Genomic DNA, 16,784 nt, shown 5'->3' on the forward strand with positions numbered 1-16,784 from the left:
GCGCGCGGGATGTCCGGGCGATGTCGCGCTTGTGTCGGGTCGCGGCCAAATGCGGGGGATGGGGAGAATGAAAGTCTCGCAGGGCGCGTCCGGCGATGGGCTGGCAGGTGCCGTCCGGCAAAAGGTCCCCCGCCCGAAGGCGAGGGACCGGGACGTCTGAGAAGTCTTGCGCCTAGGCAGCATGAAAGGCGTATCAAAAAGGTCACGCGGAGCCTTCTGAAATATTCGTGGCAGGACCAGTGCGGTTTGCCACGTGGCTCGGCGTCCGGGGCGATGGGCCGGCGCACAGCCGGCCCATCGAAGTCGTCAGCCTCAGGCAGTGAGCTCGGCGGCGGTCTTGCCGACCTGGCTCTCGTCCACGGCCTTCATGATGCCGTGCTCCATCAGCATGTCCTCGAGCTCGTCCATCGTGATGGGGGTCGGGATGATGCCGTTGCCCTTGTTGGCGTGAACCTTTTCCGCAAGGTTCCGGTAGTGCTGGGCCTGAACCGAATCGGGCGCATACTCGATCACGGTCATGCGGCGCAGCTCGGCGTGCTGCACGATGTTGTCGCGCGGAACGAAGTAGATCAGCTCGGTGCCGAGCTTCTTCGCCAGGTTCTCGGCAAGCTCCAGCTCCTTGTCGGTCTGGCGCTCGTTGCACACCAGCCCGCCCAGGCGCACCCCGCCGGAGTTGGCATACTTCAGAATGCCCTTCGAGATGTTGTTGGCCGCATACATGGCCATCATCTCGCCCGACATGACGATGTAGATTTCCTGCGCCTTGTTCTCGCGGATGGGCATGGCGAAGCCGCCGCACACCACGTCGCCGAGCACGTCGTAGGACACGTAGTCGATGTCCTCGTAGGCGCCGTTCTCTTCCAGGAAGTTGATCGAGGTGATCACGCCGCGGCCGGCGCAGCCCACGCCCGGCTCAGGACCACCGGACTCCACGCAGCGGATGTCCTGGTAGCCGATCTTCATCACGTCCTCGAGCTCGAGGTCTTCCACCGAGCCGGCGTTCGCCGCGAGCGACAGGATGGTATCCTGGGCCTTGGCGTGCAGGATCAGGCGGGTCGAGTCGGCCTTGGGGTCGCAACCCACGATGAGGATCTTGTGGCCCATCTGCGCAAGCGCAGCCAGGGTATTCTGGGACGTGGTGGACTTGCCGATGCCACCCTTCCCGTAAAACGCGATCTGTCGCAGCGAAGACATCTGTCTCTCCTTCGAACCTATACGGAAGACCACCGCGCGCGTGGCGCGAGGCCGTTTCTCTCGTCAGCAATATCGGTCGGAAACGCCCCGCGGGTTACGGGAAGGAGCGCTACGCTGGCAGGTGGCCTAGGCGTGCACTCAGCCCTCACTCGCTGTTGCGCCAAGGAAAGAGCAACCAGCGTGCCACTCGCCCTCGGCACCCCCAAATCTTTGATTTGTATCAAAATCCGGGCGGCAGGACGGGGCGCGCCATGGTGTGTCGAACGTGACAGCCCCGTTTTGCTGTGTCGGGATTAAAACAACTGGTGTGCATGCGAACGTCTGCGTGTCTGAAAGCATTCGCGCGCATGCGGACGCGGGCTCGCGGGCGGTCGGAGGCGCGCACGCACGTGAGCGCGCGACGTGCGTGCGCGGGCGTTGAAACACAGGGTGAACAGCGCCCCGTGTTGCAGCCGGCCCGCCTCTCCGCGGGCTCAGGAACGGAACTTGCTTGACGCGGAATTTGCGCGCCCGGCCCGCTTGTTCGCATGCGGGCGAGGGGAACGGGTGAACGCCCCGGCGAGGGGAAGACGAGCGAGGGTTAAGATGCAGATCGGCGTTGAGACTTCCAAGGCGGTGGACCAGCGGCGCGTCTTCGTGATCGACGAGGACGAGATCACGCGCGCGGCGCTCCAGTTCATGCTGCACGACGAGATCGAGACCCACGAACTCGCCACCCCGGAGGAAGCCTATGAGAAGGGCACCGGCTGGCTGGTGCCCCACGTCATCCTGCTCGGCGTCTCCCTGCTGAAGGCGCGCGGCGACGGGCTCATCGGCGAGCTGAAGGCGAAGTTCCCGGACGTCCGCATCCTCATCGTCACCGACAAGTCGGACGAGGCGGTTGCGGTGGGCGGCCTCAAGGCCGGCGCCCATGGCGCGGTGGTGAAGCCGCTGACGCTGGAAGCCGTGCGCAAGAAGGTGGACACCGTGCTCGGCCGTGGCGGCGCTGCCCCGCTGGTCCAGCTCACCGTGATGAAATAGCCGCTCGTGGCCACCGTCACCTTCTACGAGAAGCCGGGCTGCGGCACCAATGCCCGGCAGAAGCTCGCCCTGTCCAATGCCGGTCACACTCTGGAGGTCCGCAGCCTCCTGGCCGAGCCCTGGACCGCCGAGCGCCTGCGCGGCTTCTTCGGTGACACCCCGGTCGCCGCCTGGTTCAACCCGGCGGCGCCGAAGGTGAAGTCCGGCGCGGTGGACCCCTCCGCCGTCGGCGCGGAGGCTGCCATCGCGTTGATGCTGGCCGAGCCGCTGCTGATCCGCCGCCCGCTGGTGGAGACGGACAGCGGGCGCTGCGCCGGCTTCGACCGGGAGCCGGTCCTGTCCCTGCTGGGGCCGTCCGATCCGGGGGCGCGCCCCTTGACGCGGTCCTTGGAAGGCTGTTCCAGCCCGCACGCGCCGTGTCCGGACCCGGCCGAACGCAAGGCGTCCTGAACCATGAATGCTGCCCCGCCCGTTGCCCGTCCGGCCGATACGGCGCTCGCCTATCACACGCGCACCAAGCACAGCCTCAAGGCCTATGCGGCGGGGCCGGAAACCCTGGATTGGGACGCCCAGCCCAATCCCTTCCGGGAGTTCGAGGGCTGTCCGCGGCTCGCCCTGCCGCTGGCGGCGGAGGGGTTGGCGGTCACCTACGGCGAGATGGTCACGCCCGGCGCGGTTCCGGCGGCGCCACTGGATCTCGCCGGCGTCGCGCTGCTGCTGGAACTCTCCTTTGGTCTCGCCGGCTGGAAGCAGTACGGGCCGGATCGCTGGGCGGTGCGCTGCAATCCCTCCAGCGGCAATCTGCACCCCACCGAGGCCTATGTGCTGGCGTCCAACGTTGCCGGCGTGCCCGACGGGGTCCATCACTATGTCAGCCGCGACCATGTGCTGGAGCAGCGCTTCGCCGCGCGGGCTTCGACCTCGGTCGCCTTTGCCAGCGCGTCGGGCTTTGCCATGCAGCGCAGCTTTGCGCGGTCCCCGGCGGGGCCGGCGCGGCTGCATCTGGCGCTGTCTTCCGTCCATTGGCGCGAGGCGTGGAAATATGGCGAGCGGGCGTTCCGCTACTGCCAGCTCGATCTCGGTCATGCCCTCGCCGGCGTGCGCTATGCCGCCGCCTGCCTCGGGTGGAGCGCCCGCATGGTGGAGGGCGTGGGCAGCGCCGAGATCGCGCGCCTCGGCGGCTTCGACCGTGAAGCGGATTTCGCCGGGGCCGAGCGGGAGGATCCCGACATCCTCATCCAGATCACGCCGGGACCCTCCGTCGCTGTCACGCCGCCGGTACCGGACGCCCGCGGCTGGGTGGGGCAAGCCAATGTGCTGGACCGGCACAAGCTCTATCGCTGGCCGGTGATCGATGCGGTGAGCGCCGCCACCCATGGTGGTACGGGCGCGCCCGATCCGGCTCCGGCCGGCGCGAATGCGCTGCCGCCACGCGTGGTGACCAACCCAGCGAAGGCCTCCGCTGTCATCCTCGGCCGTCGCAGCGCCCAGCGCTTCGAGGCGAAGAACAGCGCCATGCCGCAGGAGGTCTTCTTCGGCATGCTGGATGCGCTCCTCCCCCGGAATGATGCGCCCTTCGATGCCTGGGGCTTCACGCCGCGCATCCACCCGCTGCTGTTCGTGCACCGGGTCGAGGGCCTTGCGCCCGGCCTCTATGCGCTGCCGCGGCGCGAGGGGATCATGGACGGGCTGAAGGCGGCGCTGCGTTCCGATTTCCAGTGGGTGAAGCCGGAGGGCTGTCCCGACCACCTGCCGCTGTACCGGCTGGTGGAGACCGACTGCCGGGGCATTGCCCGCACCATCAGCTGCCATCAGGCCATCGCCAGCGACAGCAGCTTCGCCCTCGCCATGCTCAGCGAGTTCGAGGCCACCGTGGCGGCTGATCCGTGGCGCTATCGCCAGCTGCATTGGGAAGCCGGGCTCGTCGGCCAGGTGCTCTACCTGGAAGCGGAGGCAGCCGGGTTCCGGGGCACCGGTATCGGCTGCTTCTTCGACGACGACCTGCACCGGCTCGTGGGGCTGGAAAACCTGGAGTTCCAGTCGCTCTACCATTTCACGGTGGGGCGCCCCGCCATCGACACCCGCATCACCACCGAGCCGGCCTATCCGGGCCGCTCGGCCTGAGGGACCTTCAGGAGCACGCCATGAGAGAGCGCATTCCCTTCCGCTGCATCGGCGTCGAGGAGGCCGCATCCATCGTCGGCGAAGGCCGGGCCGTGCTGCTCGACGTGCGCGACGCCAATTCCTACGCCGCCAGCCATGTGGAGGGGGCGCGGAACCTCGCCTACTCCGCCCTGTCGGACGTTATCGGCGCCACCCCGAAGTCGCAGCCGGTGGTGATCTATTGCTACCACGGCAACGCCAGTCGCGAATATGCCCAGACCCTGTCGGATTTCGGCTTCGCCCAGGTGTTCAGCGTCGATGGCGGCTATGAGGCGTGGCGGACCTTCGAAAGCGCCCGCGCGCCGGCGGCAACGCTCGATGCCGCCCTTTCCAATTGGCTGGTAAGCCTCGGCTTTCCTGCCGATGGCGTGAACGTGACGGCGGAAAATGGCATGACCCCGCTCATGAAGGCATCCCAGGAGGGGCTTGCCGACGTGGTGGGTGGCCTCATCGCCGCCGGTGCGGTGCTGGACGCCCGCAATGGGGACGGCAACACCGCCCTGTGGCTCGCCTGTGTCGGTAATCACCCGCACGTCATCGATGCGCTGGTGGATGCGGGCATCACCATCGACAGCCTCAACGACACCGGCGCCTCGTCGCTGATGTATGCCGCATCCGCCGGCAAGGTGGAGGCGGTTGAAAAGCTGCTCGCCCGTGGCGCCGACCCGCGTCTGGAGACGCAGGACGGCTTCTGCGCGCTGGATCTTGCGGCCAATCTCGAATGCCTGAAGCTTCTGCGCGCCGCCACACGGCGCGAGGCGGCGTCGGCGTGAGGGCTTTGGCGAAGCGGTGCTTGCCGGCAAGCGCGTCTTTGTCCCGTAGACCGTCCCGCTCGGTCCATATAAGCCTCAAAGCTGTATCGGATCCGGCATAAGCGGGGGCGGCGCATGACCTACAGATGGTGGACGCAGGCGAGAGTGGATGCCCTCCTCGCCGAGGACGCGCCCTATGGCGACCTCACCACCGAATCCCTTGCCCTCACCGGGCGCAAGGCGCGTCTCACCATGGCCATGCGGGCCGACGCCACCCTGTGCGGCGTCGAGCTGGCGCGGGACCTGTTCGTGACCGCCGGGGCCGAGGCCGATGTGCTCGCGGCCACCGGCACACGGGCGCCCGCGGGCGAGACCATCCTGATGGCGCAGGGGACCGCCGGCCCCATCTTTCGCGCGTGGAAGGTGGCGCAGACGCTGGTGGAATATCTCTCCGGCATCGCCACCCTCACCGCCGACATCGTGGCGGTCGCCCGAGCTGTCGCGCCGGATATCGCGGTGGTGACCACGCGCAAGACCCTGCCCGGCGCCAAGGCGCAGATGATCGCCGCCATCCGCGCCGGTGGCGCCTTTCCCCACCGGCTCGGATTGTCGGAAACGCTCCTGCTGTTTCCCGAGCACCAGGCTTTCCTCACCGACCCCGCCGCGGGCATCGCCACCCTGCGTCGCGCCGCCCCGGAGAAGAAGGTGGTGGTGGAGGTGAAGACGCTGGACGAGGTGGACGCGGTGCTGCCGGCCCACCCCGATGTGCTCCAGTGCGAAAAGATGCCCCCCGGTGATATCGCCGAGGTGGCGCGCCGCGTTGCCGCCCGCGCGCCGGATACGAAGGTGGCGGCGGCCGGCGGCGTGAACCTCGCCAACGCCGCCGCCTACGCCGTCGCGGGAGCCCATGTGCTGGTGACCTCCGCCCCCTATTGGGCGAAGCCTGCCGACGTGAAGGTGGTGATCGCCCCCGCCTGACACGATCTCGGGCTGCTGCGGTTCACACGCTGGAAACTGGTTTTCCGGGCTGGCCGCGGTGCCATTGTCCGCATGAATCCGGTTGTTCGGGCAATTGAACAAGAAAAACACCGCAGCGACCCGACAATGACTACGTAGTTATACGGAGGTTTGCGCGCTGAAAGCGTGGGCCTTCTCTGTCATGAACCTGTCGAACCCCACACAAGCCATCGGGCTGTCGCATTCGCGACATCCTTCCAGGTCCGTCTTTTCCGCTTGTTTTCAATAGCTTGAACAGGTGGCACGAGCCTTGCCAGTAACTTTGGCAGGGGGCGCTCAGGCGCAGGTGGACGGACTGATGATCACGCTCACGACCAACGCTCTGTCGGCAATCAAGGCAGCCATGTCGTGCTCGGCGCAGGCGGACGGCCTGCGCGTGGTGGCGAAGGCCGGGTCCGGGGACGGTGTGAACTACCTGATGCATCTCGATAGCCGGGCGCGCGACGGCGACCTCATTCTCGAGCAGGGCGGCCTCAAGGTTTTCATCGATGGGGCATCCCGCTCGGTCGCGCGCGGCATCGTCATCGATTTCGTGGAGTCGGAGACGGTGCGCGGCTTCGTGTTCGAGGACGATCCGGCGGCGCTGATGATGATGGCAGGCGGCGGCTTGCGGAACTGACGAGGGTCCGGGCCCAGCCCGGTGGAGTTCATTCATCCCCCGCCGGCGCGGCGGGGGATAGATCGGAAGGGACCCATGCTCGCGAAGTCACCATCGGCCATTTTGGCGCGCTCCAGCCGGGCCTCCGCGGATGCCAGCGGCGCTGCCGCCGGGACGGTGCCGGCCCGAACGGTTTTCCTGAACGACACCACGCTCCGGGACGGCGAGCAGGCGCCGGGCGTCGCTTTCACCCGCCGGGAGAAGATCGAGATCGCCGAGGCGCTGGCTGCGGCCGGCGTGCCGGAGATCGAGGCCGGCACCCCGGCCATGGGCGACGAGGAAATCGAGACCCTGCGCTCTATCGTTTCCCTCAAGCTGCCCCTGCGCGTCGCCGCCTGGTGCCGCATGAGCGAGGAAGACCTCTTCGCCGCGGTTTCCGCCGGCGTCACCTATGTGAACCTCTCCATCCCCACCTCCGACCGCCAGCTCAAGGGCAAGCTCAACCGCGACCGCGACTGGGCGCTGGGGGCCCTGCGCCATGTGGTGACGCTGGCGACCAAGCTCGGCTTCACGGCGGCCGTGGGCTGCGAGGATGCGTCCCGCGCCGATCCGGACTTCCTGTGCAAGGTGGCCGAGGTGGCGAAGGAGGCGGGCGCCTTCCGCCTGCGCCTCGCCGACACGCTGGGTGTGCTCGACCCCTTCTCCGCCTACGCGCTTGTGCGGCGCGTGGCCAATGCGACGGACCTCGAGATCGAGTTCCACGCCCATGACGACCTTGGCCTCGCCACGGCCAACACGCTTGCCGCCGTCACCGGCGGGGCGCGCCATGCCAGCGTGACGGTGGCCGGACTCGGCGAGCGGGCAGGCAACGCGGCGCTGGAGGAAGTGGCCATCGCCCTGCGCCAGACCGCGCGCTCGGAGACCGGCATCGACCCGCAGGCGCTGCGGCCGCTGGCGCAGAAGGTCATGGAGGCGGCTGGCCGCCCCATGCCCCGCACAAAGGCCATCGTGGGCGAGGACATCTTCACCCACGAATCCGGTATCCACGTTTCCGGCCTGCTCAAGGACCGCGGCACCTACGAGGCACTCAGCCCGGAAATGCTGGGCCGCTCGCACCGGGTGGTGCTGGGCAAGCACTCGGGACTTGCCGCCATCCTCAAGGCCCTGTCCGACCAGGGGCTTGCAGTGGATGAGGCGCGCGGCCGCGCCATCCTTGCCCGGGTGCGCGACTTCGCCATCCGTTCGAAGAACTCGGTCTCCCCGGACGTGCTCAGGCGCTTCTACGAGGACAGCTTCACCGAAGAGGCGCTCAAGCGCCGCCACGCCGCAGTGATGGGAGCCTGACCCATGATCATGGGAAGCCCGAAATGGCAGGGGACCGACGTTCCGCTCGCCGGCGCGGCGGAGGCTGAGAAGGCGTCCGCCCTCTCGGTGTGGCGCCTCATCCGCGAGGACGTGGACTGCGTGAAGTCGCGCGATCCGGCGGCCCGCAACACGGTCGAGATCGTGCTCACCTATCCTGGCGTGCATGCCGTGATCTGGCACCGGCTGGCGAGCCGGCTGTGGCGGCGGGGCATCAAGTTTCCGGCCCGCTTCCTGTCCTGGCTGGGCCGCTTCCTGACCAATGTGGACATCCACCCCGGCGCCACCATCGGCCGGCGCTTCTTCATCGATCACGGCGCGTGCGTGGTGATCGGCGAGACCGCCGAGGTGGGCGATGACGTGACGCTCTACCACGGGGTCACCCTGGGCGGCACCTCCTGGACCTCCGGCAAGCGCCACCCCACCCTGCGCGACGGGGTGCTGGTGGGGGCGGGCGCCAAGATCCTCGGCCCCATCACGGTGGGGGCGGGCTGCCGCATCGGCGCCAATTCGGTGGTGATCGAGGATGTGCCCCCGGCCATGACGGTGGTGGGCATTCCCGGCCGGGTGGTGAAGCCCATGGCCGACCGCCGACGCGTCGGCGACGGCCGCATCGACCTGGAGCATCACCTGATGCCGGACCCGGTGGGCGAGGCCATCGTCTCGCTGCTCGACCGGATCGAATTCCTGGAGGCGCGCCTCGCGCACCTGCAGAGCGAACGCCCGCGCGGCCGCAGCGCCACCGCGGACGAGGCGGCGTAAAGGTTGGCAGCTTCGGCAAGAATGACGAAAAGGAGGTCGCGATGTCGGTTGTCGACAAGCTGAAGTCCCTGCACAGCGCGGAAGAGTTCTTCGAGCTGCTGCAGGTGGATTATCAGCCGGAAGTGCTGCAGGTGCTGCGCCTGCACATTCTGCGGCGTATGGGCCAGTACCTCGTCTCTGCCGAATTCGAAGGCAAGAGCGAGGATGAGATCTTTTCAGCCGCCCAGTCCATGCTGGCGCAGGCCTATGAAGATTTCATCAAGTCTAATCCGATGGCGGAGCGCGTCTTCAAGGTGCTGAAAGAGCACGATCCGAGCCGCCCACCCGAGCCCGGCCCGAAGCCCGCCTTCGTGCCCCTGACCTCCCTGAAAACGGGAAGCTGAGGCTTTTGCCCTCACGTCGCGGCGCCCCCTGAGGCTCACCGTTTTGGTGGCCTTCGTCCGCGGCCTGACCACTCCCGCCGGAGGCTTCTGCCCCCGGACGGCTGCCCTCTCCCCGCCCATTGTTTGTTGAATTTCAGACGTTTGTTTATGTTTTTCATCCGGCTGGTCGCTCGGCCGCATGCGGGGAGAGGGCAGATTTTTTAAACGACGCGCCGGTGCATCCGGCCGCGCCCGACGTGTCGGCATGCCATAGCCGGTTTCAGCAGCGTCCGGCTGGCTGAGAGCTGTTTCAACGCTCCGCCCCTTGCTCAGCCGGACCTCACTCGCCTTTCCTCGAAGCTCCTCCGGCGCGCCGCGGGCCGCATCCGGCTCCGTGCGGCACCAGCCGTCTGATGCGGCCTGCCGTGGCGCGCTCGCCGCCCGAGGCGCTTCGGAGTGGCTCCAGCACCCTTGATCGGCTTCGCTGGGTGGCAAGTGCCTCCCGCGCCCTTTTCCCCGCAAAGATAGACCTCCCCCTTTCGGGTTCGCCGCCATTGCGGCGGGGCCTGCGAGCCCTGGATGTGCCTCACCCGCGATCTTGAGGCAGAGTCGCGCCTGCTGCTTTCGCGCACATCATGTTGATGAAGCGTCTTCAGGTTGCGTTCTTGCCTGAATCCCGACATCTCCCCGCGTGCGGCCCCGCCGGCCCTCGACGCCGATCGATGGCCTGCGGCGGTAGGCTGATGGGTCCACCATGCGGGATGGTTTTCCGCATGGTGCAAATGATGCTGAATTGGGGGCGAAAAGGCCTGTTTCGGCAGCAGAAATGGGCCTTCTCACACTATTTGTGCAGTGCGGCCGGCTTGAACCCCGGGGCGGATGGGAGTAGTCAAGCGCCGCTCGTTTCCTGCGGCGGCTCGTCTCATGCGCCCGCCAGCAGATCGGTTTCCGGGGACAAGGGATGGCCCGCAACAAGATCGCCCTCATCGGGGCCGGCCAGATCGGCGGCACGCTCGCCCTTCTCGCCGGGATGAAGGCGTTGGGCGACATCGTCCTGTTCGACGTTGCGGAAGGCGTCCCCGAGGGCAAGGCCCTCGACCTTGCGGAACTGACCCCCGTGGAAGGCTTCGACGCCGCCTATGCCGGCGCGTCGAGCTATGATGCCATCGCGGGCGCCGACGTGGTGATCGTCACCGCCGGCGTGGCGCGCAAGCCGGGCATGAGCCGCGACGACCTCCTCGCCATCAACCTCAAGGTGATGGAGCAGGTGGGCGCCGGCATCCGCAAATATGCCCCTGACGCTTTCGTCATCTGCATCACCAATCCGCTCGATGCCATGGTGTGGGCGCTCCAGCGCTCCAGCGGCCTGCCGCCGGAGAAGGTGGTGGGCATGGCCGGCGTGCTCGATTCCGCGCGCCTGCGCTATTTCCTCGCCGAGGAGTTCGGCGTCTCGGTGGAGGACGTGACTGCCTTCGTCATGGGCGGGCACGGTGACACCATGGTGCCGCTGGTGCGCTATTCCACCGTGGGTGGCATCCCGGTGCCGGACCTCATCCGCATGGGCTGGACCAGCGAGGAGCGCATCGCCGCCATCGTCCAGCGCACCCGTGACGGCGGGGCGGAGATCGTGAACCTGCTCAAGAGCGGCTCTGCCTTCTATGCGCCGGCGGCTTCGGCCATCGCCATGGCGGAAAGCTACCTGCGGGACAAGAAGCGCGTCCTCCCCGTCGCGGCGCTGCTGGATGGGGAATACGGGCTCAGGGACATCTATGTGGGCGTGCCGGCGGTGATCGGCGCGCGTGGCGTGGAGCGCATCGTGGAGGTCGAGCTCGACCGTTCCGAGCGCGCCATGTTCGACAGATCGGTCGCTGCCGTCGAAGGACTGGTGGAGGCCTGCCTGAAGATCGCACCCGGTCTCGGGAAGTGATCTCGACAGTGACGGCGCGCCGCAGGGTGCGCCGTTTTCGTGCCGGCGGAACGACCGGCGAGGTGAAGGAGACGAATGCTCCCCTTCCGGGGACCCCTGCGGTGGCCTGAGGGCTGTCGCGGTTCAGGGTTCCTTCTGCGGTGGAAGCGGCGCGGACCATCTGGCCCCGCATTTTGCGGGGCGCGGTCCGTCCGGGGCGGGGGAGGGGCGTTTCGCAACCCTGAGGGACGCAGAGATGAATATTCACGAGTACCAGGCCAAGGCGCTGCTGAAGAAGTACGGCGCGCCGGTCTCGCGCGGCGTGCCCGTGTTGAAGGTGGAAGACGCCGAGGCGGCGGCCAAGGAACTCGGCGGTCCGCTCTGGGTGGTGAAGTCCCAGATCCATGCGGGCGGGCGCGGCAAGGGCAAGTTCAAGGAGCCCGAGGCTGGCGACAAGGGCGGCGTGCGCCTCGCCAAGTCCATCGACGAGGTGAAGACCTTCGTCGGACAGATGCTCGGCAACACCCTCGTCACCATCCAGACCGGCCCCGCCGGCAAGCAGGTGAACCGCCTGTATCTGGAAGACGGCTCCGACATCGAGAAGGAGTTCTACATCTCCCTGCTCGTGGATCGCGCCACCTCGCACGTGGCCTTCGTGGTCTCCACCGAAGGCGGCATGGACATCGAGGAAGTGGCCCACTCCCATCCTGAGAAGATCGTCACCTTCTCGGTGGACCCGGTCACCGGCGTGCAGGGCTTCCACGGCCGCAAGATCGCCAAGGCCCTCGGCCTGACGGGCGACCTCGCCAAGCAGGCGGGCAAGCTCGCCGAGGTGCTCTATACCGCCTTCGTCGATACCGACATGGCGATGCTCGAGATCAACCCGCTGATCATCACCAAGGATGCCCAGCTGCGCGTGCTCGACGCCAAGGTCACCTTCGATTCCAACGCCATGTTCCGCCATCCGGAGCTCGCCGAGCTGCGCGACCTGACGGAAGAGGACGCCAAGGAAATCGAGGCCTCCAAGTACGACCTCGCCTATATCGCACTCGATGGCACCATCGGCTGCATGGTGAATGGCGCGGGCCTTGCCATGGCGACCCTCGACATCATCCAGCTCTACGGCGAAAGCCCGGCGAACTTCCTGGACGTGGGCGGCGGCGCCAATGAGGAGAAGGTGACGGCTGCCTTCAAGATCATCACTGCCGATCCGAACGTGAAGGGCATCCTCGTCAACATCTTCGGCGGCATCATGCAGTGCGACGTGATCGCGCGCGGCGTGCTGGCGGCCGTGAAGGCGGTGGGCCTGGAGGTTCCGCTGGTGGTGCGCCTCGAAGGCACCAACGTGGAAGAAGGCAAGAAGATCATCCGTGAGTCGGGTCTGAACGTGATCCCGGCGGATGACCTCGATGACGCGGCGCAGAAGATTGTCGCGGCCGTGAAGAAGGAAGCTGCGTGATGTCCGTGCTTATCGACGCCAATACCCGTGTCATCACCCAGGGCTTCACCGGCAAGAACGGCACCTTCCACGCCCAGCAGGCCATTGCCTACGGCACCAAGATGGTCGGCGGCACCTCGCCGGGCAAGGGTGGCACCACCCACCTGAACCTGCCGGTGTTCGACACCGTGATCGAGGCGAAGGAGAAGACCGGGGCCGACGCCTCCGTCATCTACGTGCCGCCGCCCGGCGCCGCCGACGCGATCCTGGAGGCCATCGACGCCGAGATCCCGCTCATCGTCTGCATCACCGAGGGTATCCCGGTGCTGGACATGGTGAAGGTGAAGCGGGCGCTGTCGGGCTCGAAGTCCCGCCTCATCGGCCCCAACTGCCCCGGCATCGTGACCGCGGGCGAGTCGAAGATCGGCATCATGCCGGCCAACATCTTCAAGACCGGCTCGGTGGGCGTGGTGTCGCGCTCGGGCACGCTGACCTATGAGGCGGTGTTCCAGACCACGCAGGAAGGCCTGGGCCAGACCTCTGCGGTGGGCATCGGCGGCGACCCGGTGAAGGGCACCGAGTTCATCGACGTGCTGGAGATGTTCCTGGCGGATCCGAAGACCACGTCGATCATCATGATCGGCGAGATCGGCGGCTCGGCGGAGGAAGAGGCGGCGCAGTTCATCGCGGACGAGGCGAAGAAGGGCCGCAAGAAGCCGATGGTTGGCTTCATCGCCGGCCGCACGGCGCCTCCCGGCCGCCGCATGGGCCATGCGGGTGCCATCATCTCCGGCGGCAAGGGCGGCGCCGAGGACAAGATCGCGGCCATGGAGGCGGCGGGCATCCGCGTGTCGCCGTCCCCGGCCCGTCTCGGCAAGACCCTCGTCGAGGTGCTCAAGGGCTGAGTATCTCGGGCTGAGCGATCGGGCGCCCTCGTCCGTAAAGAGATGAGGGCAGCCTGCCGTGAAGCCGGTTACGCCGCGCAATCGCCATGAAGTTCGGCGACTGGCGAGCGCGGTTTTAGGGGATGCGCCGCGACGGTCTTACGGCCGGCCGCGGCGCATCCCATCTAAAGGTTGTCGAGCACCGCTGCTGAAGGCCGCCACGAGCCTCGCAGGGGTGAAAGGGCGCCCGGCGTGAGCCGGACGCCGGATTTGTGGCAGACGAGCGGTCTTTGGGGCTTCATTTTCAGTGCAAAATGCGCTGAAGGAGTGGGAGGCGCCATCGACCATCCGGGAACAAGCCCATGTCGCGCGCGGAACAGAACGACGTTTTCCTCTCCACCTCCTTCCTCGACGGCGCCAATGCCGCCTGGATCGAGGATCTCTACGCCCGCTACGAAGCCGACCCGAATTCGGTCAGCCCCGACTGGCAGAGCTTCTTTGCGGCGCTGAAGGATGATCCGAACGCGGTGGTCCAGAACGCCCGCGGCGCCTCCTGGAAGAAGCCGCACTGGCCCGTGCACGCCAATGGCGAGCTGGTCTCGGCCATGGACGGCCAGTGGATCGAGGTGGAAAAGGCCATCTCGGACAAGGTGAAGGCCAAGGCGCAGAAGGTGGGCGTGGAATTCTCCGCCACCGAGGTGCAGCAGGCCACCCGCGACAGCGTCAAGGCGCTGATGATGATCCGCGCCTATCGCATGCGCGGCCACCTACATGCCAATCTCGACCCGCTCGGCCTGACCCCGCCCCGCGAGGCGCCGGAGCTGGATCCGGCCTCCTACGGCTTCTACGAGGCCGATCTCGACCGCAAGATCTTTATCGACCACGTGCTGGGCCTCGAGTTCGCCTCGGTCCGGCAGATGGTGGCGATCCTGCGCCGCACCTATTGCTCCAGCATCGGCGTCGAGTTCATGCACATCTCCTCGCCCGAGGAGAAGGCGTGGATCCAGGAGCGCATCGAGGGTCCCGACAAGGAGGTGACCTTCACCCGCGAGGGCAAGCGCGCCATCCTTAACAAGCTGGTGGAAGCCGAGGGCTTCGAGAAGTTCCTCGACGTCAAGTTCACCGGCACCAAGCGCTTCGGCCTCGACGGCGGCGAGAGCCTGATCCCCGCGCTCGAGCAGATCATCAAGCGCGGCGGCAACCTGGGCGTGAAGGACATCGTGTTCGGCATGGCCCATCGCGGCCGCCTGAACGTGCTGACCCAGGTGATGGGCAAGCCCCACCGCGCCCTGTTCCATGAGTTCAAGGGCGGCTCCTGGGCCCCCGACGACGTGGAAGGCTCGGGCGACGTGAAGTACCATCTCGGTGCCTCGTCTGACCGCGAGTTCGACAACAACAAGGTCCACCTGTCGCTGACCGCCAACCCCTCGCACCTCGAGATCGTGGATCCGGTGGTGCTTGGCAAGGCCCGCGCCAAGCAGGACCAGATGCAGGACGCCGAGCGGGTGCAGGTGCTGCCGCTGCTGCTGCACGGCGATGCCGCCTTCGCCGGCCAGGGCGTGGTGGCCGAGTGTCTCGGCCTCTCCGGCCTGAAGGGTCACCGCACCGGCGGGTCGATCCACGTCATCATCAACAACCAGATCGGCTTCACCACCAATCCGCGCTATTCGCGCTCCTCGCCCTATCCCTCCGACGTGGCGAAGATGATCGAGGCGCCGATCTTCCACTGCAACGGCGACGATCCGGAATCGGTGGTGTTCTGCGCCAAGGTGGCCACCGAGTTCCGCCAGCGCTTCCATAAGCCTGTCGTCATTGATATGTTCTGCTACCGCCGTTTCGGCCACAACGAGGGCGACGAGCCGGCGTTCACCCAGCCGAAGATGTACAAGGTGATCCGCCAGCACCCGAGCGTGCTTGAGCTCTACACCAAGAAGCTCGAGGCCGAGGGCGTCGTGACTTCCGGCGAGGTGGACACCATGCGCGCGGCGTGGCGCGAGCGCCTGGAGGCCGAGCACGAGGCCGGCCAGGCCTACAAGCCCAACAAGGCCGACTGGCTCGACGGCCGCTGGGCCGGCTTCAAGGCCACCCATGAGGACGACGACCCGCGGCGCGGCAACACCGGCGTCGCCGAGGACACGCTGAAGGCGATCGGCGAGAAGATCACCAAGGTGCCGGAGGGCTTTCAGCTCCACCGCACCATCCAGCGTTTCCTCGACAACCGGCGCAAGTCCATCGAGGACGGCAAGGGCATCGACTGGGCGACGGGCGAGGCTTTGGCCTTCTCGTCCCTGCTGCTGGAAGGCAACCCGGTGCGCCTCTCCGGCCAGGACGTGGAGCGCGGCACCTTCTCCCAGCGCCATTCGGTGCTGACCGACCAGGAGACCGAGGCCCGCTTCAAGCCCTTCAACCATCTCTCCGAGACCCAGGCCAAGTACGAGGTCATCAACTCGATGCTCTCGGAGGAGGCGGTGCTCGGCTTCGAGTATGGCTACACCCTCTCTGAGCCCAATACGCTGGTGCTCTGGGAAGCGCAGTTTGGCGACTTCGCCAACGGCGCGCAGGTGCTGTTCGACCAGTTCATCTCCTCGGGCGAGCGCAAGTGGCTGCGCATGTCCGGCCTCGTCTGCCTGCTGCCGCACGGCTATGAGGGCCAGGGACCGGAGCACTCCTCCGCCCGCCTCGAGCGCTACCTGCAGCTCTGCGCCGAGGACAACATGCAGGTGGCGAACTGCTCCACCCCCGCCAACTACTTCCACATCCTGCGCCGCCAGATGAAGCGCGAGTTCCGCAAGCCGCTGATCCTGATGACGCCGAAGTCGCTGCTGCGCCACAAGCGGGCGGTGTCTTCGCTGAGCGACATGGTGGCCGGCACCTCCTTCCACCGGGTGCTCTGGGATGACGCCCAGGCCCATCCGGGAGACAACGCCATCAAGCTGGTGGCGGACGACAAGATCCGCCGCGTCGTGCTGTGCACGGGCAAGGTCTATTACGACCTGCTCGAGGAGCGCGAGAAGCGCGGCGTGTCGGACGTCTACCTGATGCGCGTCGAGCAGCTCTACCCGTTCCCGCTCAAGACGCTGGTGCAGGAACTCTCGCGCTTCAAGAACGCCGAGGTGGCCTGGTGCCAGGAAGAGCCCAAGAACCAGGGCTCCTGGGCGTTCGTGCAGCCCTATCTGGAATGGGTGCTGGAGCAGGTGGGCGGCGCGGCCAAGCGTCCGCGCTATGCCGGTCGTCCCGCCTCGGCGGCGACCGCCACGGGCCTCATGTCCAAGCATCTGGCCCAGCTCAAGGCCTTCCTCGACGAAGCCTTGGGCTGAGCCGGCGGC

The 16,784-nt window shown here is 67.1% G+C and carries 14 protein-coding genes; 13 read left to right on the forward strand and 1 reads right to left on the reverse strand.

All coding sequences use genetic code 11. The features are described 5' to 3' along the window. Positions 1–312: 312 nt before the first annotated feature. Complete coding sequence (gene nifH, locus FZ033_RS11615) at positions 313–1,194, reverse strand: nitrogenase iron protein (RefSeq protein ID WP_138400501.1); 882 nt, start codon at positions 1,192–1,194, stop codon at positions 313–315. A gap of 585 nt (positions 1,195–1,779) precedes the next feature. Between nifH and FZ033_RS11620 the strand changes: the two genes are divergently transcribed. From FZ033_RS11620 to FZ033_RS11680, 13 genes are all read left to right on the forward strand, one after another. Then, positions 1,780–2,214 carry a response regulator transcription factor gene (locus FZ033_RS11620; protein ID WP_149576303.1) on the forward strand — a complete coding sequence of 145 codons (435 nt, stop codon included), beginning with the start codon at positions 1,780–1,782 and terminating at the stop codon, positions 2,212–2,214. A gap of 6 nt (positions 2,215–2,220) precedes the next feature. Then, positions 2,221–2,664, forward strand: a complete 444-nt coding sequence (locus FZ033_RS11625; RefSeq protein ID WP_149576304.1) for an ArsC/Spx/MgsR family protein — start codon at positions 2,221–2,223, stop codon at positions 2,662–2,664. Positions 2,665–2,667: 3 nt separating this feature from the next. Then, positions 2,668–4,338 (forward strand): nitroreductase family protein, encoded by a 1,671-nt coding sequence (locus tag FZ033_RS11630; RefSeq protein ID WP_149576305.1) that lies wholly within the window; start codon positions 2,668–2,670, stop codon positions 4,336–4,338. Between the two features lie 20 nt (positions 4,339–4,358). Continuing rightward, positions 4,359–5,150, forward strand: coding sequence for an ankyrin repeat domain-containing protein (locus FZ033_RS11635; RefSeq protein WP_149576306.1), 792 nt, complete (start codon positions 4,359–4,361; stop codon positions 5,148–5,150). Positions 5,151–5,264: 114 nt separating this feature from the next. Next, positions 5,265–6,107 carry a ModD protein gene (gene modD / locus FZ033_RS11640; RefSeq protein ID WP_149576307.1) on the forward strand — a complete coding sequence of 281 codons (843 nt, stop codon included), beginning with the start codon at positions 5,265–5,267 and terminating at the stop codon, positions 6,105–6,107. Positions 6,108–6,444: 337 nt separating this feature from the next. Further along, positions 6,445–6,765 carry a HesB/IscA family protein gene (locus FZ033_RS11645; RefSeq protein ID WP_149576308.1) on the forward strand — a complete coding sequence of 107 codons (321 nt, stop codon included), beginning with the start codon at positions 6,445–6,447 and terminating at the stop codon, positions 6,763–6,765. Between the two features lie 75 nt (positions 6,766–6,840). Beyond that, positions 6,841–8,088: a homocitrate synthase gene (gene nifV, locus FZ033_RS11650; RefSeq protein WP_149576309.1), complete on the forward strand. Its 1,248-nt coding sequence runs from the start codon at positions 6,841–6,843 to the stop codon at positions 8,086–8,088. A gap of 3 nt (positions 8,089–8,091) precedes the next feature. Beyond that, entirely contained in the window at positions 8,092–8,868 is a 777-nt protein-coding gene (gene cysE / locus FZ033_RS11655; RefSeq protein WP_011995829.1) for a serine O-acetyltransferase, read from the forward strand. Positions 8,869–8,909: 41 nt separating this feature from the next. Next, positions 8,910–9,251 (forward strand): nitrogenase stabilizing/protective protein NifW, encoded by a 342-nt coding sequence (gene nifW, locus FZ033_RS11660; RefSeq protein WP_149576310.1) that lies wholly within the window; start codon positions 8,910–8,912, stop codon positions 9,249–9,251. A gap of 940 nt (positions 9,252–10,191) precedes the next feature. Then, positions 10,192–11,157, forward strand: coding sequence for a malate dehydrogenase (gene mdh / locus FZ033_RS11665; RefSeq protein ID WP_149576311.1), 966 nt, complete (start codon positions 10,192–10,194; stop codon positions 11,155–11,157). Positions 11,158–11,392: 235 nt separating this feature from the next. Then, positions 11,393–12,595 (forward strand): ADP-forming succinate--CoA ligase subunit beta, encoded by a 1,203-nt coding sequence (gene sucC, locus FZ033_RS11670; protein WP_149576312.1) that lies wholly within the window; start codon positions 11,393–11,395, stop codon positions 12,593–12,595. After that, positions 12,595–13,479 carry a succinate--CoA ligase subunit alpha gene (sucD, locus tag FZ033_RS11675; protein WP_149576313.1) on the forward strand — a complete coding sequence of 295 codons (885 nt, stop codon included), beginning with the start codon at positions 12,595–12,597 and terminating at the stop codon, positions 13,477–13,479. The genes sucC and sucD overlap by 1 nt, the downstream gene beginning before the upstream one ends. 341 nt (positions 13,480–13,820) lie before the next feature. After that, positions 13,821–16,775 (forward strand): 2-oxoglutarate dehydrogenase E1 component, encoded by a 2,955-nt coding sequence (locus FZ033_RS11680; RefSeq protein ID WP_149576314.1) that lies wholly within the window; start codon positions 13,821–13,823, stop codon positions 16,773–16,775. Positions 16,776–16,784: the final 9 nt, after the last annotated feature.

Source organism: Xanthobacter oligotrophicus, from assembly GCF_008364685.1.
In the GTDB taxonomy this organism is placed as follows: domain Bacteria; phylum Pseudomonadota; class Alphaproteobacteria; order Rhizobiales; family Xanthobacteraceae; genus Xanthobacter; species Xanthobacter oligotrophicus.

What these genes read in the sequence shown, in the direction of transcription:
- nifH (WP_138400501.1), bottom strand. Translation starts at nt 1,194, where the DNA reads ATGTCTTCGCTGCGACAGATCGCGTTTTACGGGAAGGGTGGCATCGGC.
- FZ033_RS11620 (WP_149576303.1), top strand. Translation starts at nt 1,780, where the DNA reads ATGCAGATCGGCGTTGAGACTTCCAAGGCGGTGGACCAGCGGCGCGTC.
- FZ033_RS11630 (WP_149576305.1), top strand. Translation starts at nt 2,668, where the DNA reads ATGAATGCTGCCCCGCCCGTTGCCCGTCCGGCCGATACGGCGCTCGCC.
- FZ033_RS11635 (WP_149576306.1), top strand. Translation starts at nt 4,359, where the DNA reads ATGAGAGAGCGCATTCCCTTCCGCTGCATCGGCGTCGAGGAGGCCGCA.
- modD (WP_149576307.1), top strand. Translation starts at nt 5,265, where the DNA reads ATGACCTACAGATGGTGGACGCAGGCGAGAGTGGATGCCCTCCTCGCC.
- FZ033_RS11645 (WP_149576308.1), top strand. Translation starts at nt 6,445, where the DNA reads ATGATCACGCTCACGACCAACGCTCTGTCGGCAATCAAGGCAGCCATG.
- nifV (WP_149576309.1), top strand. Translation starts at nt 6,841, where the DNA reads ATGCTCGCGAAGTCACCATCGGCCATTTTGGCGCGCTCCAGCCGGGCC.
- cysE (WP_011995829.1), top strand. Translation starts at nt 8,092, where the DNA reads ATGATCATGGGAAGCCCGAAATGGCAGGGGACCGACGTTCCGCTCGCC.
- nifW (WP_149576310.1), top strand. Translation starts at nt 8,910, where the DNA reads ATGTCGGTTGTCGACAAGCTGAAGTCCCTGCACAGCGCGGAAGAGTTC.
- mdh (WP_149576311.1), top strand. Translation starts at nt 10,192, where the DNA reads ATGGCCCGCAACAAGATCGCCCTCATCGGGGCCGGCCAGATCGGCGGC.
- sucC (WP_149576312.1), top strand. Translation starts at nt 11,393, where the DNA reads ATGAATATTCACGAGTACCAGGCCAAGGCGCTGCTGAAGAAGTACGGC.
- sucD (WP_149576313.1), top strand. Translation starts at nt 12,595, where the DNA reads ATGTCCGTGCTTATCGACGCCAATACCCGTGTCATCACCCAGGGCTTC.
- FZ033_RS11680 (WP_149576314.1), top strand. Translation starts at nt 13,821, where the DNA reads ATGTCGCGCGCGGAACAGAACGACGTTTTCCTCTCCACCTCCTTCCTC.